The following is a 16,645-nucleotide window of genomic DNA, read 5'->3' as shown; positions in this document are numbered from 1 at the left end:
AATCAGACTAAATCTAAATGGAATGAGCCCGGTAAAATACCGAGCTCAGTTCCAAAATACTTAATTTTTTTATCCAACTTTTGGGGAGCAGTCCACTTCCGAGAGCCTTTTTTTCCATTTGGTAGTTTCCGTGCCCAGAACAGGAACTCCATGGTCCTGGGAATCAATATCTTGTAATGTTTACTTATCAAATACTTGTCAACTTACGGTAACGGTTACACTGTTTTCCTCGAAATCAACCTGTCACTATAAAAGTATCTAAACTTTGTTGAAAAACTAAGTTGGATTGCAGGTATTGCTGCATTACTTTTCATGGTTTGGACTTGGCTCTCCAGCAAATAGTTTTCTCCTCCTATGAGCTTCAAAATTATATACCTATCACTATTTTAATATACCTGTACATAACCAGGCTAATGACATGCTCAATTCACTCTAAATCACAAAACAAATGGCATTCGAATCATTAAATGAATTCGCTAACATCTGCTATAACGAATTCATAAAAAGTTTACAAATTATGAGCAACAATTACGTACTGAAGGTTATAGTGACAATTTTATTTACGATATGATTATCTAGAAAAAGAACAATACGAATACTAGGAACTTCGTAAATAAATTCAGTAACCTTGACGTATATACGAAATATCAACCATTTAATTATACAATAGCTACTCTGGTATAAATATATTGAATAAGCAATTAATTATTCAGTGTTTAACATATTAAGATGGTAATGGAAAATGATGCTTAATATACTATAATTGGCATCCCTAGATCTTTGTCTTCGCTGCCAACTTAATGGCAACAGGTGCCGTAATTTTTCCTTTTATCCAAGATGCAATCACATTTATAACAGCATCATTTTGATAAATTTGGCTATGTATTAATTTGAGCGACCATTGTCTGTTAATTGAAAATTCTACATATGCTGATCGTGTTATGTGTGAAGGGAATGCCTTGGGGACAGTTTTTATATACAAAAAATGATTCCATGATTTCCAACCATAAAATAATGGATTGGCAGAAAAAATATAATTGAAAAAATTGGTAAATGAAAATACATTTGAGTAATATATCCAGAAAGCTGCATATCCTGTCCAAAAAAAGACCAGAATATCAACAAGTATATCCAATTTTATACCAGTAAAAGATTCAAATAACGCTCCCACTATAATTAATAAAAATGAAAAAAATAAAAATATCTCAGAGTATTTAAATAGCTTCCTAATTACCACGTTTATATGGTTAAACACTAAGTTAATTTTATCTGTAACTTTTGTCGAGAAGCTTAGTAGCATTTTAGCTTCATCCAATTTAAAGGTGATAGCCAATATTTCGATCTCGTTTGTTGGGATAGTTATGTCAATTTTTTTTCGCTTATCCATGGCCTTTAAATAGTAATAGCGATAAGCATCTGATATGCTCATCATTTTACCCTCAATAAAATACTCCCAGAAATAACCACAAGCCCAGAAAGGAATAAGGCCAACTAACAGTAGAGGTTTGAAAAATTTATATTGCAATGCGATGCCAAATGATATCAAAAAGATAAGCATAAAGCAGGTGAAAAATAAACCCATTGGATAAATGATTCCTTTAAATACAGCAGCGGCATATTTAGTATTCTTATCTTTTCTAATAGTTGATATCAAAAAAGGAGTGGCAAGAGTGATAATCTTATAGTCTTTTCCGCGATTAGGATTTTTTTTAAATGCATAGCAAATTACATTGCCGCCATGACTGTGCCCAATCACTATCTTTTGGTGTGAAGAATACTTTATGCACACATCATCTAATAGCTTTGCTAACTCTTCACCTGCATCAACTCTCGCCTGATAAGAGTTTTTGCCAGACCAATTGAAAGGGATTATTAAATTTTCGCCTCCTAACTTATTAATAATGTTCATAGAAAAAAAAGAACGCTCTTGAATCCAGGGAGCATTTTTGGCAAAAGTTCCGTGTACTAGAATGAGTATATGTTTGGGGGCCATAAATTGAATATAGAAAATTAAACTTTAACCAAGATAACAAATTCTTTTAGTTTAAAATAACAGCTCCATTATAATCCTCATTTGGTACTGAACCATGAGAGAAATTAGTCAGGTCCTATTCTTTGCTCAGGTTTTAACCGATCAAATCGTTTTCGTAACAACTGAATTATAATAGGATTTAAGGCGATCTTCAGAGGTACATCTGGTTTCTCCTGGTCAATATCTGAATTTTTTTCGAGGTCAATATATTCCCATTTAAGTACACTATAATTACAATACTATATCCCTGATGGCAAGAAGTAATAAACGCTTCTCTCATTTCCTCATTGAAATGAAGATTTTTAAGCAGTTTAATGTAGTCTTCCGCCTCCAAATTAGTTTTCCTTCTTTTGTTTTTCTTCTCTTTACTTAAAACATCTTCTGCCGGATTATTAATAAAATATCCTGCCTTAAGCATTATACGAAAAGGTCGGAAATAGCAAGCCGGCGCTTCGCCGTTTAGTCTGTTTAGTAAGTATTGACTATATCCCTTACATAATTCCTCTGTTACATCAGATGTAAAATCAAATCCACCTTCATAAAATTATTGAAATGATACAAACTATAATAGAGATGTTTATTATTATCCCTTTTGTTCTTTTTTACAAATGCCTCATAATAATTCAGGAAATTTTCCTGCAGTTTATTTTTAGGAATCAACGGAGTACCAATAGCCTGTTTCTCAAGAATAAGCTGGCCTTTCTTCATCTCCAGCAACTTCTTTGTTTCGCTGTTATGATTTCGTTCCTCCTTTGTTTTATATTTAACATAAATAAAGAACCGCAGTGAAGGACGTTGCCCCTTTTTACGACCTAAATCATAATAATAATGGATCTTGTCACCTTTTCTATTCTTCATCCCAATAAAATTCATACGCACATAGATTTAAGTGATAGAATCAAAAAAGGCAAATAGAATGTCCCGACATCTTGTATACTGCCACTCCGGCAGGCTGCGGGAAGAAGTGATATAATGTGGTAAAAAGAATTTTTTCATGAAATTGTTAATCGAATAATTGTCAGACACAATCTGACAATCAGAATTGCCAGAAAATAATGCCTAAAAACCAGTTTTTTTTGTAATGAGGCTACAAGTGGAATGCTTTGTAGTAGCCATGAAAGGAGAAAATTTCTGCTTGTCATTTTGCTTGTCAACAATAGTGATTGAAAGCGGGAAAATTTGACAATCGTACAAAAAAAAAGGCTTGTAAGTCAATTACTTACAAGCCTTTGTGGTGCCCAGAACAGGAATCGAACCTGCACTCCCTTTCGAAAACAAGATTTTGAGTCTAGCGCGTCTACCAATTCCGCCATCTGGGCAATTGCCTTTCGCAATGCGTTCCGTGTTAAACGGGATGCAAATGTAGACATTAATTTGAATTAAACAAATATTTATTTTTTTTCGTAAATTATATCATGGAAAAGTTACTGCACATCGGACTCATAAGGGAAGAAAAAATACCGCACGATAACCGCGCAGCCTTCACTCCCAAACAATGCCAGTGGATTATGCACCACTATCCTCAGGTAATTATTCATGCCCAACCTTCCCCACATCGCTGCTTCAAAGACGAAGAATATGCCAAAGCAGGCGTGTCTCTCAAAGAAGATCTCAGCGACTGCCATCTCCTCCTGGGCATCAAAGAAGTACCACCCGAATTTCTTATCCCCCATAAAACATACCTCTTCTTCAGCCATACAAAAAAGAAACAACCACATAACCAACATATGCTGCAAGCCATCCTGCGGCAAAATATCCGCCTAATAGATTACGAATGTCTCGTCCATCCCGACGGACAACGCATCCTCGGCTTCGGCTTCTTCGCAGGCGTAGTAGGCGCCCACAACGGCCTTATGGCCTACGGACATAAAACAGGCGATTATAAACTGAAACCCGTCCATCAATGCCACGATTTCCAGGAACTCATCTCCCACTATTTCGGCGTTAAATTACCGCCACTCAAAATCGTTGCCACCGGCTCCGGACGCGTTGCCGCCGGCGTACTCGAAATTATGGGACTCCTCGGCATCAAATACATTCCGCCAGAAGAATTCCTCATCAATCAGTATAACTATCCCGTATATACGCAGTTGAAAGCCGGAGAACTTTATCTGCGCAAAGGAGAGAAAACGTATAGTCGCGCCGACTTCCACGCCCACCCCGAAATGTACGACTGCCGCTTCCTCCCCTATGTCACCGTCAGCGATATCCTCATGAACGGTATCTACTGGGATCACAATATCCCCCCACTGTTCTCCGTCAACGACCTGAAAAAAGATAATTTCAATATCCAGGTCATCGCAGATATCACAGACGATACCAACGGCTCCGTACCCTGCAATCTGGGCGACAGTACCATCGAAGATCCCGTCTATGGCGTGGATAAACAAACCAATACCCGCACCGCACCCTATCTTAAAGGTACCGTGGATATGATGTGTGTCAGTAATCTCCCCAATGAATTACCCAGAGATGCCTCCCAATATTTCGGAGACCAACTGATGAAATATGTTTTCGAAGAATTATTGAAAGACCATAGCGAAATGCTACTGAATGCCACCATTACACAAAATGGACAGCTGACGGCCAAATTCAGCTATTTGCAGGACTATGTGGATGGAGATGTTATAACTTGAGGTAATAGGGCTGTAATAAGGCTGTAAATGCGGCTGTATAGTTGTTGTGAGCATCGCGTATATCCAGCTCTTCTTCAACAGTCGTTTGCAACTCGCGGGAAAAAATACCTACCGTCCGGAAATATCCATGACGCACGCTCTGCTTCACCTGTAACAGCCGGCATGCATGAAACCCTGCCCGCTCCGCCAGTTCCCGGAAAAGGAGAAACTCCTGATAAGGCAACAATACAGAAAAAGAGCCGCCCGGCTTTAAATGTGCAGCTATCGCTTGCAATAAGGCAGCATAATCCAGATTCGTCGCATGCATCGCCTGATCCTTTTGAGCATGCCCACTCTTTAATGCCGATTCATAAAAAGGCGGATTCGTAATTACAAAATCATACAATGCCGTTGGCTGCAAAGCCCGCACATCAGCCTCCAGCAAGGAGAGCCTGTCAGCCCATGGAGAAGCCGCAAAATTTTCTCTCGACTGCAACGCAGCCCCCGCATCCAACTCTATTGCGGTAATGGCCGCCGGATGCGCCTGCGCAAGCATCAGTGAAAGCAATCCCGTACCGGCCCCAATGTCCAGAATAGTATGCACACCGGTTGCCCCCCGGAGATACTGCGCGGTGAAAGCCCCTTGTATACAGGCGTCTGTACAGACTTTCATAGCGCAGTGCTCCTGGTGAACAGTAAATTGCTTAAACTGAAAAAATGTATTGGCCATACCCTATTTTGCCCGCAAAGATAGGGAGAGATTAGGCATTCTCATGTTCCGATGCGGAGATACTGCCCCGGCATCACGAATAATTATATGCTGCACGCCATCACCCCCGGAGAGAATACCAAACGGCTGCTCATACATTTGCTGAGGCACATTCCGGTTGATAGCCCATTGCAACTCCTTCGCAAAACGCGTATATAACTTCACCACTATCTGATTCACCCCAGGCTTCAATCGCAATAACACCACTTCTGATTGCGTGGTTCCTCTGTCAGGATTATTATGTATCACCTGTTCTTCCCCATTCACATACACCTGAATACCATCTCCACTGGTAAAGCCAATCAGATATTCCCCTCCTTTCGCCGAGGTGATTTCCTGCATTACATAATAGTTCGTATTCCGTCCACCTGCTAACGTTTGCACCTGGTCATTCTTCCACTCAGAGCGTTGTATCCAGGCACTGTCTTTCCCTGCCCAGGCAGCTGCCGGACGAATGTTATGCAGATCGCCAGCACTCCCGCCAATACCGCCACGATATGGACCAGCCACATACATAGGACCAAATTTCAACTGCTGGAAATCATTTTTCAATGCAATCGTTTTACCATGATCCAACAGAATTTCCTGCACCTGTCCGTTCTGCATATAAGTGAGCATACGACCTTTCTCTGCATCGCTATATCTCGCCACTACCTGCTTCGGTTTAGTGGTAATAAACGACCAGGAATCCCCTACTCCACTACGATAATAACTTTCATAATCAATTCCTGAAAAACTATACAACGGTCTGCCATTCTCACGATCCAGCACCGATGGCTGCATTAACAGATGCACCGGCCGAATTTCCAGCATACCTTCATAACTTAAAGCTATCACAGGTATATGCCCCTGCTGCAATGCATCTGCTGGCAATTGTATACGCACTCCCCCATTCGCTACAGTAACATTTGCGGCCACAGATCCAGATGCGCCAAGCACCTGCGCTGCGGTAATTTTATTTTTCATACCCGGTAGAAATATGGTATTCCCAGCCGGCTGTTGTAATATAGAAAGATAAATTTTTCCCGGTCTGGCAGTCACTTCTCCCCACGCAAAAGTGGTATCAAAAGGATTGGGCGATGCCCCGTAAATGGCTTCCCCATTGCGTTTCAGCCATTGACCATTCATCAGTAACACCTCTTTTTCAAAATCAACTACAGATCCATCTCCACGCGGTCCGATGTTCAACAGATAATTACCACCGCGACTCACTACTTTTATCAGTCCGCGAAGTTTCTCATCTGCTTTATCTTCTGCCTTGCCATGTTCCTGCCAGGAGCGGTAACCCCAGGTTTCATCATAAACGGAGGCCGGCGTCTGCCAAGGTGAGGCGATCGCATAATCCGGATACTGGTTGTCTCCCATTACACAAAAATCTCCGGCATCATTTCCTAACCTGCCACTCACCATACATCCAGGCTGCAACTGATGCACCAGGTTCGCCAGATCACGACTCTGCTGCGCTGTCAGCGATCCCATATCAAACCATATCTCCGACACCGGGCCGTAATTAGTCATCAATTCCCTTACCTGCTGCAGGTTATAGGCATGATGCTCCGGCGTAATCGGATCACTGTTACTACTACTAATCGGATAAGCCTGCGGAAAATGCCAGTCGATCAACGAAAAATACATTCCGAATTTCAACCCATGCCGCTTACAAGCATCTGATAATTCCTTCAGTACATCCCGCTTAAATGGCGTGGCATCCACCACGTTGTAATCGGTGTAGGCCGAATGAAACATACAAAAACCATCATGATGCTTGGAAGTCATTACCACAGATTTCATCCCGGCCGCTTTTGCCAGTAATACAATGGAATCCGCATTCCAATAAGTTGGATTAAACCTTTTAGCAACATCTCCATATACATCACTGTAAATTCCGGCATGCGACTGTATCTGCTCACTGTAACCGCGTGTAACCGGCTTGCCTTCCCATACGCCGCCCAGCGTGCTGTAAATCGCACCCCAATGAATAAACATGGAATATTTCTGGTTCTTCCATTCAGTCAGGGCATCATTCTGCTGTCCCTGAGCCGATAATCCGCCCAGCAGCAGTAACCCCATAAGAAGTTTCTTCATAATGTACCAAGTTGACTTTATGAAAACAATATAGTGCTAAATCGTTAAAGTAGGGTAATTTATTACGCCTTCGGCAGACGCGGAGCCGTCTGCCCTACGTATACCCATGGAGGTTAGAACGCAGCCCGGGCCGTTGGAACGGCATCCAGTCCCGCAAACTCCCCTGCCAGGTATTTGTAATAAGCTGTAATGGCTATCATACCTGCATTATCAGTACAGTACTCAAATTTGGGAATGAAAGTACGCCAGTGGTATTTCTGGCCATAAGCCTCCAGGGCAGTTCTCAGGCCACTATTGGCACTCACACCACCAGCAATAGCAATATCGCGGATACCCGTTTCCTCCGCGGCCTTCACCACTTTGTTCAACAGAATACTCACAATTCTATGCTGTATAGACGCACAGATATCTGCCAGGTTTTTTTCTATAAACTGAGGATCTTGCTGCTGATTTTCTTGCAAGAAATATAAGATAGCTGTTTTCAAACCGGAGAAACTGAAATTCAATTCCGGTATCTTAGGTTCAGGGAATTTAAATCTGGTAGGATCTCCCTCTTTGGCATATTTATCTATCAATGGGCCGCCAGGATATGGAAGTCCCAGCAACTTGGCACTCTTATCAAACGCCTCTCCGGCAGCATCATCCAGCGTCTCGCCGATAACCCTCATCTTCAGCGGACTCTCACACAAAACAATCTGCGTATGACCTCCGGAAACTGTCAAACAGAGAAAAGGAAAATCTGGCTTCGGATCGTCAATGAAATTAGCCAGTACATGCGCCTGCATATGATGCACACCAATCAGCGGAATATTCAGCGCCATAGCCATGGACTTGGCAAAACAACTTCCCACCAGCAAAGAACCTATCAAGCCCGGCGACTGCGTAAACGCAATGGCACTCAGCTCCTCTTTCTTTACACCCGCCTTTTGCAGGGCAATATCCACCACCGGCACTATGTTCTCCTGATGAGCGCGGGATGCCAGCTCCGGCACCACGCCGCCATATTCTTCATGTACTTTCTGGTTGGCTATCTGATTGGATAATATCTTACCATCTACCAATACTGCCGCTCCTGTATCATCACATGATGACTCTATTGCTAATATTTTCACTGACATAAGCGGCAAATTTACGAATTAATTGCTTCTAATCGCAACCACCGGATCTAGCTTACTAGCCGTATATGCAGGAATAAACCCTGAAATCATCCCCACCATAGCAGATATGATCAAACCCAGGATCACATTGCCCATCGTAAGAATTACCTGGAAACTGGTGAGAGAACTAATCAATGTCGCTACCAGCAATACCAGCAACAACCCAATAACCCCTCCCATCAAACAAAGAGAAATCGCTTCCAGTAGAAATTCTAATAATATGATACCTCTTTTCGCTCCAATCGCCTTTTTAAGACCAATAATATTGGTTCTCTCCTTCACCGTCACAAACATGATATTAGCAATCCCAAAGCCGCCCACCAACAAGGCAAAAAAGGCGATAAAACCTCCCCCCAGGTTAATCCCCGCAAACATAGAGGTCAGATTCTCATTGGTAGTCGTGATCTCGTTCAGTGCAAAATCATCCTCCTGCGTAGGACGCAGTCGGTGCGCCGCCCGCATTACCCCTTTGAGCTCATCTTTCAACTGCTCTAAGGTCACGCCAGGCTTAGCTTTCACTAAAATATAAGTATTCCCGTTCCTGCGCTCATCCACCAGGGTACGCCCGAACTTATAAGGAACAATAACGGCATTGTCATAATTGGCCACACCTACCATACTCTCCCCCTTCTTCTTCATCACACCAATCACCTTCACATCTCTCCCCAGTATTTTCACGGTTTTTCCCAGGGCCGCCTCAGCAGAACCAAACAATCCATCCCAGATAGTCGCCCCCAATATCGCCACATTTGCCCCACTGTTACTTTCCGCATTGGCAAAATACCGGCCATCCACAATCTGTAACTGCTGGATCTGATTGAAATCCTGGCTCACATTCACCATAGACACCCCATCCATATAATCATCGCCATACTCCACCTTTTTTCCGCCCACGTCAAAGCCAAAAGCGCTATATCCAGCCCCCTGTACCCTATCCTCCACCAACTTCAATTCCTTATATTCCGGCTCAGGCCGGTTCATATATTTCCACCAGGCATATTCGCCACCGCCCCCCCAGGGCCATTTCTGTACATAAATCACATCTTCCCCCAGCTCATTCAAACTGCTTCTGATGTTGGTTTCCAGACTTCCGGTAAGGGTATAAACGAATATTATACAGAATATGCCTATCGTAATGCCTAATAACGACAAGAAGGTCCGCAGCTTATTCACCCGCAGTTCCTGCATCGCCATTTTCAGGCTGTTCCATAATATTTTCAGGGTAGCAATCATATTTCAAATTTAATGGATTTATTTACAGTATTACTTCCGGTGAACACGAAATATAGCCGGATAAAAAATTTAGTTACCTTTGCTGCCATTTTTCGGACAATTATATGAAATACGTTAACGAAATCAATAAAAGAAAATCCTTCGCCATCATCGCTCACCCGGATGCCGGTAAAACCACCCTGACAGAGAAATTCCTCCTCTTTGGTGGCGCCATCCAGACTGCCGGTGCGGTGAAATCCAATAAAATCAAGAAACATACTACCTCCGACTTTATGGAGATAGAAAGGCAGAGAGGTATCTCCGTTGCCACCTCGGTAATGACCTTCGAATACCGAGATACCCTCGTCAATCTCCTGGATACCCCCGGTCACAAGGACTTCGCAGAAGATACTTACCGCACCCTCACCGCAGTAGACAGCGTGGTGCTGGTAATCGACTGCGTAAAAGGGGTAGAAACCCAGACAGAAAGACTGATGGAAGTATGCCGCATGCGCGATACCCCAGTGATCATCTTCGTCAATAAAATGGACCGCGATGGTAAAAACCCATTCGATCTCCTGGATGAACTGGAAGAAAAACTCAGTATCCGCGTTCGCCCTCTCAGCTGGCCAATCAATGGCGGTAAGGATTTCAAAGGCGTATACAACCTGTACGACAAAAGCCTCGTGAACTTCCTCCCCAATAAAAAAGCAACCGATGAAGATGTCGTTCCTCTCGCTGATCTGAGCGATAAATACGTGGACGAACACTTCAGCGATAAAGACGCCGCCCAGCTCCGCAACGATGTGGAACTGATCGAAGGCGTTTATGACGCATTCGATACCGCCGAGTATCTGGATGGTAAACTAGCGCCAGTATTCTTCGGTAGTGCCGTAAACAACTTCGGGGTGAAAGATCTCCTCGATACCTTCGTGGAAATCGCACCGACCCCGCGCAACCGCATGAGCAGCACCCGCGAAATAGATGTGCATGAAGACAAGTTCAGTGGCTTTATCTTTAAAATCCACGCCAACCTGGACCCTCGCCACCGCGACCGTATCGCCTTCCTCCGCGTCTGCTCCGGTAAATTCGAAAGAAATAAATTCTATAAACACGTACGCCTCGACAAAGACGTTCGTTTCAGCAACCCTTACAGCTTCCTCGCCCGCGAAAAAAACATCGTAGACGATGCCTTCCCCGGCGACGTAGTAGGTCTGTTCGACACCGGTAACTTTAAAATCGGCGATACCCTCACCGAAGGTGAGAAATTCTATATCACCGGTATCCCTAGCTTCTCTCCTGAGCTGTTCAAAGAGCTGGTGAATAAAGATCCGATGAAAACAAAACAACTGGAAAAAGGTATCCGTCAGCTGACAGATGAAGGGGTAGCACAGCTCTTCACTCAACACGGCGGTAACCGCAAAATTATCGGTTGCGTGGGCGATCTGCAATTTGAAGTTATCCAGTATCGTCTGCTCCAGGAGTACGGCGCTGCCTGCGAATTCAATACCTTGCCTTTCTATAAAGCATGTTGGATCACCGGTCCTAAAAATAAAGTGGAAGACTTTATCCGCTTTAAATCTTCCAACATCGTGGAAGATAAAGATGGACATCTGGTTTATCTGGCGCAGTCAGAATGGTATCTGAATACTGAAAGAACCAATAATCCGGATATTGAATTCAATTTCACTTCGGAGATTCATAAATAATTAATTCTATAAACGAGAGAGGGTCGACAGCTTCGCTGTCGACCCTCTCTCGTTTATTTTTTTTGTTCCGTTCCAGCCCGTTGGGCTGGAACGGAACATGCCTGGTTTAAATTCTTAAACGGTAAGTACTAATAACAGTTTTCTCTAGCCCTGCAATGGGCTCACCTAATAGTAGAAAAATCTCCTTTGCTATTTCCGCCGGCACTAGCTTATTCCCACCGGATAACAGAAACCATAGAAAAAACGCCATCCCTATTTCCTCCTACACTAGCTTTTTCCCCCGGACAACAGAAAACATAGAAAAAACGCCATCCCTATTTCCTCCTACACTAGCTTTTTCGTACCGGAAAACAGGAAACATAGAAAAAATGCCATCGCTATTTCCTCAGGTCTAGCTTTTTCCCACCGGAAAACAGGAAACATAGAAAAACGCTTTTGCTTTTTCCACCTGCCTAGCTTTTTCCCACCGGATAGCAGGAAGCATAGAAAAACACCTTAGCTATTTCCTCCGGCCTGGCTTTTTCCCACCGAATTGCAGGAAGCATAGAAAAACGCTTTTGCCTTTTCCGCCTGCCTTGCTTTTTCCCGCCGAATTGCAGGAAGCATAGAAAAACACCTTGGCTGTTTCCTCCGGCCTTGCTTTTTCCCGCCGAATTGCAGGAAGCACAGAAAAACACCTTGGCTATTTCCTCCGGCCTAGCTTTTCCCCGCCGGATAACAGGAAACATAGAAAAACGCCATCGCTTTTTCCTCCGGGCTTGCTTTTCCCACCGAATAACAGAAAACATAGAAAAAATGCCATCGCTTTTTCCTCCGGCCTTGCTTTTTCCCACCGGAAAACAGGAAACATAGAAAAAATGCCATCGCTATTTCCTCAGGTCTAGCTTTTTCCCACCGGAAAACAGGAAACATAGAAAAAATGCCATCGCTATTTCCTCCGACCTAGCTTTTCCCACCGGAAAACAGGAAACATAGAAAAACGCTTTTGCTTTTTCCGCCAGCCTAGCTTTTTCCCACCGGATAACAGCAAACATAGAAAAAACGCCATCGCTATTTCCGCCTGCCTTGCTTTTTCCCGCCGAATTGCAGGAAGCATAGAAAAACACCTTGGCTATTTCCTCCGGCCTAACTTTTTGCCGCCGAATTGCAGGAAACATAGAAAAACGCTTTTGCTTTTTCCGCCTGCCTAGCTTTTTCCCGCCGAATTGCAGGAAACATAGAAAAACACCTTGGCTATTTCCTCCGGCCTAACTTTTTGCCGCCGAATTGCAGGAAACATAGAAAAACGCTTTTGCTTTTTCCGCCTGCCTAGCTTTTTCCCGCCGAATTGCAGGAAACATAGAAAAACACCTTGGCGATTTCCTCCGGGCTTGCTTTTTCCCACCAGATAACAGAAAACATAGAAAAAACGCCATCGCTATTTCCTCCTGCCTTGCTTTTTCCCGCCGGATAACAGCAAACATAGAAAAAACGCCATCGCTATTTCCTCCTGCCTTGCTTTTTCCCGCCGGATAACAGCAAACATAGAAAAAACGCCATCGCTATTTCCTCCTGCCTTGCTTTTTCCCGCCGGATAACAGCAAACATAGAAAAAACGCCATCGCTATTTCCTCCTGCCTTGCTTTTTCCCGCCGGATGGCGGGAAAAAGCAAGAAAAAAGAATCTCCACTATTAAAGTAACCGCTACTAGCGGTTAAACTTAAAAATATATTCCTCAATCGTACCATCTCTGGTACCCTGTACCCTCGCCTCCAAAATCTTCACAGAAGTAAACCGATACGTCACCTTCTGGGGAAAATCATTATGCAAATCTTCCGCTACAAAACCAATGGCTTTCAGCACCCGCAATTTCAGCTTAACAGGCGCAAATGTTTGCTTGCCGGCATAATCCGGGATGAAGTAGATGGCGTCTCCCTGCTTAACAACATGAATCGTCTGTTGCAGCGAACTATCGCCAGCGGCTATACGCCACGTTCTTCCCATCCAGGAAGAATCGTTCAGTTTCTGCCACTGCTCTACTACCGAACCCAGTTTGGTATTCATCGTCCAGGTGCCAGCCAGTTTATCCAGCAATTTAAAATCGGCCGTATTGACCTGTGCAGCACTGCGAACAGCAGTACCTGCTATCAGCAGGAGCATGCAACTACAGCTCCACAACAGCATCTTCACCATAAATCTGATGTTTATATTTCAGCGATGGCGATGCAATAAATGGTCCTACATTCAGTTCATTCCATTTTGCATCAATTTTGGCAATAGTGGCATCATCTGCTACGATGATATTGGGCCAGTCGCGCTCAAAACCATCCAGCACCTTGGTTTTCAAGGTACCGTCCATACCTATGCCTCCAATATACTTCCCTGGCTGGCCGGATGGCTGGTTGATAATAAAGCTGTCCCGTTTAGGGTCCAGGTTATTGCAGAAACGCCAGAGGGCAGATGGCAAATCCATCACATCCACGGTATGCTCTACAAACAATATCATTTTGATGCCAGCAAAAGCAGGCAGCGTATACAGTTGCTCTGTGAGCTCTTTCACATGGAAAGGGCGTGTCTTCTCAACAGCTACCAGCAAACAGGAAATATCCATTGCCAACAACTGACTGTTGATGGCCTTAATTTCAGGAAACTGTTGCATGATGGCAGCAGCGTCAATGGTTTTAGGAGCCGACACCTGCAAGTACGCACTGTCCGTTTCCTCTTCATATTTGCGGGTACCATCTATACACATCTTACCGCCAAAGCCCATCTTGGAGCAGGAATGATCCAACACATCCATCGGACCCTGACTCAGGTAAATATCTGTAGCAGGGTTAAGATTGCGGAAAACATATTGCGCCAGTTTCTTATAGTCAGTAATGGTTTCTCCCTGATCCGCCACTACCAGAATTTTATTGAACATCATCTGGCCAGCACCCCACATGGCATTCATCACTTTCTGCGCCTGCCCCGGATAATCCTTGTGAATCTGCGAAATCACTAAATTATGGAACACTCCTTCCACAGGCATGTCCATATCTATGATCTCAGGTACCAACGTCATTTTTATAGGCGCCAGGAAAATACGCTCTGTGGCTTTTCCAATCCAGGCATCCTCCTGCGGAGGAATACCTACTATCGTAGACGGATATACGGCATCCTTACGGTGAGTAATAGCAGTTACATGAAAACGAGGATACCAGTCGGCCAGCGAATAATATCCCGTATGATCTCCAAACGGCCCTTCCCAGATCAGTTCTTCTGAGGGGTCTACATATCCTTCAATTACAAAATCTGCATCCGCAGGCACTTCTATCTCCGGTTGAGTAATACAACGTACCAGTTCCACCTTCTTTTTACGAAGGAAGCCTGCCAGCATGTACTCATCCACATTTTCCGGAAGTGGAGCAGTAGCGGAATAAGTGTATGCAGGGTCTCCGCCGAGAATAACGGCAACGGGCATACGTTTATTCAGTTTCTTGTACTCCATGAAGTGTTTGGCAGATACTTTATGTTTATGCCAGTGCATACCGGTCATATCCTTTTCAAATACCTGCATACGATACATACCTACGTTCCTGCTACCGGTGTTAGGGTCCTTGGTATGAATCACTGGCAGCGTGATGAAAGGACCTCCGTCTTTAGGCCAGCATTTCATTACCGGGAGCTTACTGAGGTCAGGAGTGGTCATCACCACTTCCTGACAGGCGCCTTTACCACTTACTACCTTAGGCATCCAGGAGGCAAATTGCCCTAATTTAGGGAGCAACGCCAGTTTATCAAGAATACTTTCCTTTGGTTTGGAAAGCATTTTAAAGAGGGCTTCTATTTCTTTTGCAACGTCATCCAGTTCCTGTACGCCCAGCGCCATACACATGCGCTTGTAACTACCCATGGAATTGATGAGCACCGGGAAGTCGTACCCAGTGTTTTCGAAAAGCAATGCTTTTCCGCCGTCAGGAGACTTACTGATCCTGTCTGTTACTTCTGCGATTTCCAGTTCAGGGTTTACGTACGACTTAATCCGCACCAGTTCACCTGCCTGTTCCAGCGTATCTATAAAATGCCTGAGATTTTTATATGCCATGTTCCTAACAAATTCCCACAAAAGTAACTATCCATTGGCTGAATAAAAAATGCCTTCCGCGGACGGAAGGCATTTCACTATTTATCAATCAAATATTTAGTAACCGATGGTAACTCCTGCATGGATAACGGCTCTAGGTCTTGGATACACTGGAACCGGAACCGGAGCAACTGGTACCGGCACTACTGGCACTGGTGCATAGTAGGCTGGTCTGTAGTACGGTCTATAATAAGGACGGTCATAAACTACCACTCTGGCGGGCCTGCAATAACCGGGTCCGGGAGCCCAACGACGTTCTACATGTCCACGCCCCCATCCATTTCCACGTCCCCAGCCGTGACCATATCCTCTCTGTGCATAAGTGCTCGTCACAACGCCGCCCAATAACACGGTTAAAAGAATTAGCTTTTTCATTTTCTCTTTGGTTTTTAATTCAAGATTGGTTGGTTTATTCCACAACTTACAATAAGCGCTTATCAAGCATAAATGGTGAAGTTGTATACGCCATTAGTTGCATAGTTGCCGCCGGTGTTACCATTGAATATGGCTGAATAACGACGGTGATAACGCCTGTGATGATATCTTGGATGATGATAATGCCTGTGGTGGTACCTCGGATGTGGGTGCCTAGGACCATGAACAAATGGTGGCATTGGCGGTCTCGGAGGCATTGGAGGCCTTGGAGGAACCGGCGGCGCCGGAAGATGCCTTGGTACTGGAGGACTTGGCGGCGTTGGCGGTAACTGCGCACTACTTGTTTCGAATGTTCCGACCATCAAAATCATTGCTGCTATGGCTAATATCTTTTTCATGGCACTTTCAGTTTAGTGATTATTTACAGGTGTTTGCGCCCCAACTTATTCTTTGGTGTTGATGCTTTACTCCTCTCCGCGATTCGTTTAGATATCCTCCAGATGATAAGCTGGTGGCGGCATCAGTACCTGTTTAAACAAATAAATTCAACATCTGTGCCAAAAAAAATCCCCCGCAGCTGCGAGGG

Annotated in this window: 14 protein-coding genes and 1 tRNA gene; 2 read left to right on the top strand and 13 right to left on the bottom strand. The window is 44.1% G+C overall.

From position 1 onward, the window contains the following. Window positions 1-772: 772 nt before the first annotated feature. From CLV59_RS15285 to CLV59_RS15270, 3 genes are all read right to left on the bottom strand, one after another. Window positions 773-1,993 carry an esterase/lipase family protein gene (locus CLV59_RS15285; RefSeq protein WP_111592898.1) on the bottom strand — a complete coding sequence of 407 codons (1,221 nt, stop codon included), beginning with the start codon at window positions 1,991-1,993 and terminating at the stop codon, window positions 773-775. A 546-nt stretch (window positions 1,994-2,539) separates the two neighbouring features. After that, entirely contained in the window at window positions 2,540-2,890 is a 351-nt protein-coding gene (locus tag CLV59_RS15275; RefSeq protein ID WP_211323872.1) for a hypothetical protein, read from the bottom strand. A gap of 374 nt (window positions 2,891-3,264) precedes the next feature. Continuing rightward, a tRNA-Leu gene (locus CLV59_RS15270) sits at window positions 3,265-3,351 on the bottom strand. A 96-nt stretch (window positions 3,352-3,447) separates the two neighbouring features. On the opposite strand from CLV59_RS15270, the gene CLV59_RS15265 reads away from it, so the two are divergent. Continuing rightward, window positions 3,448-4,668: an NAD(P)-dependent oxidoreductase gene (locus CLV59_RS15265; protein WP_111592895.1), complete on the top strand. Its 1,221-nt coding sequence runs from the start codon at window positions 3,448-3,450 to the stop codon at window positions 4,666-4,668. Here CLV59_RS15265 and CLV59_RS15260 read toward each other — a convergent pair. From CLV59_RS15260 to CLV59_RS15245, 4 genes are all read right to left on the bottom strand, one after another. Then, window positions 4,658-5,377, bottom strand: a complete 720-nt coding sequence (locus CLV59_RS15260) for a tRNA1(Val) (adenine(37)-N6)-methyltransferase (protein WP_111592894.1) — start codon at window positions 5,375-5,377, stop codon at window positions 4,658-4,660. The two genes, CLV59_RS15265 and CLV59_RS15260, sit on opposite strands and share 11 nt — an antisense overlap. A gap of 3 nt (window positions 5,378-5,380) precedes the next feature. Beyond that, window positions 5,381-7,501, bottom strand: coding sequence for an alpha-L-fucosidase (locus CLV59_RS15255; protein WP_111592893.1), 2,121 nt, complete (start codon window positions 7,499-7,501; stop codon window positions 5,381-5,383). A 113-nt stretch (window positions 7,502-7,614) separates the two neighbouring features. Continuing rightward, window positions 7,615-8,619, bottom strand: a complete 1,005-nt coding sequence (gene tsaD, locus CLV59_RS15250) for a tRNA (adenosine(37)-N6)-threonylcarbamoyltransferase complex transferase subunit TsaD (protein WP_111592892.1) — start codon at window positions 8,617-8,619, stop codon at window positions 7,615-7,617. Window positions 8,620-8,637: 18 nt separating this feature from the next. After that, window positions 8,638-9,891 carry an ABC transporter permease gene (locus CLV59_RS15245; protein ID WP_111592891.1) on the bottom strand — a complete coding sequence of 418 codons (1,254 nt, stop codon included), beginning with the start codon at window positions 9,889-9,891 and terminating at the stop codon, window positions 8,638-8,640. Window positions 9,892-9,995: 104 nt separating this feature from the next. Between CLV59_RS15245 and CLV59_RS15240 the strand changes: the two genes are divergently transcribed. Further along, entirely contained in the window at window positions 9,996-11,579 is a 1,584-nt protein-coding gene (locus CLV59_RS15240; protein ID WP_111592890.1) for a peptide chain release factor 3, read from the top strand. Between the two features lie 452 nt (window positions 11,580-12,031). Here CLV59_RS15240 and CLV59_RS15235 read toward each other — a convergent pair whose 3' ends face one another. From CLV59_RS15235 to CLV59_RS15210, 6 genes are all read right to left on the bottom strand, one after another. Further along, window positions 12,032-12,412 carry a hypothetical protein gene (locus CLV59_RS15235; RefSeq protein ID WP_146616207.1) on the bottom strand — a complete coding sequence of 127 codons (381 nt, stop codon included), beginning with the start codon at window positions 12,410-12,412 and terminating at the stop codon, window positions 12,032-12,034. Window positions 12,413-12,445: 33 nt separating this feature from the next. Continuing rightward, window positions 12,446-12,736 carry a hypothetical protein gene (locus tag CLV59_RS15230; RefSeq protein ID WP_111592888.1) on the bottom strand — a complete coding sequence of 97 codons (291 nt, stop codon included), beginning with the start codon at window positions 12,734-12,736 and terminating at the stop codon, window positions 12,446-12,448. Window positions 12,737-13,265: 529 nt separating this feature from the next. After that, window positions 13,266-13,751, bottom strand: coding sequence for a DUF6265 family protein (locus CLV59_RS15220; protein ID WP_146616206.1), 486 nt, complete (start codon window positions 13,749-13,751; stop codon window positions 13,266-13,268). After that, on the bottom strand, window positions 13,723-15,645 hold the full coding sequence (locus CLV59_RS15215; protein WP_111592885.1) for a menaquinone biosynthesis decarboxylase: 1,923 nt from the start codon (window positions 15,643-15,645) through the stop codon (window positions 13,723-13,725). Before CLV59_RS15215 ends, CLV59_RS15220 begins: the two co-directional genes overlap by 29 nt. Window positions 15,646-15,741: 96 nt before the next feature. Then, entirely contained in the window at window positions 15,742-16,059 is a 318-nt protein-coding gene (locus CLV59_RS28785) for a hypothetical protein (RefSeq protein ID WP_146616205.1), read from the bottom strand. 62 nt (window positions 16,060-16,121) lie between these two features. Next, window positions 16,122-16,457 (bottom strand): hypothetical protein, encoded by a 336-nt coding sequence (locus CLV59_RS15210; protein WP_111592884.1) that lies wholly within the window; start codon window positions 16,455-16,457, stop codon window positions 16,122-16,124. Window positions 16,458-16,645: the final 188 nt, after the last annotated feature.

Origin of the sequence: Chitinophaga dinghuensis (assembly GCF_003259435.1) — a bacterium.
GTDB lineage: Bacteria > Bacteroidota > Bacteroidia > Chitinophagales > Chitinophagaceae > Chitinophaga > Chitinophaga dinghuensis.
Note: the sequence above shows the minus strand (reverse complement) of the source record. Positions and strands in the feature narration are given on the sequence as shown.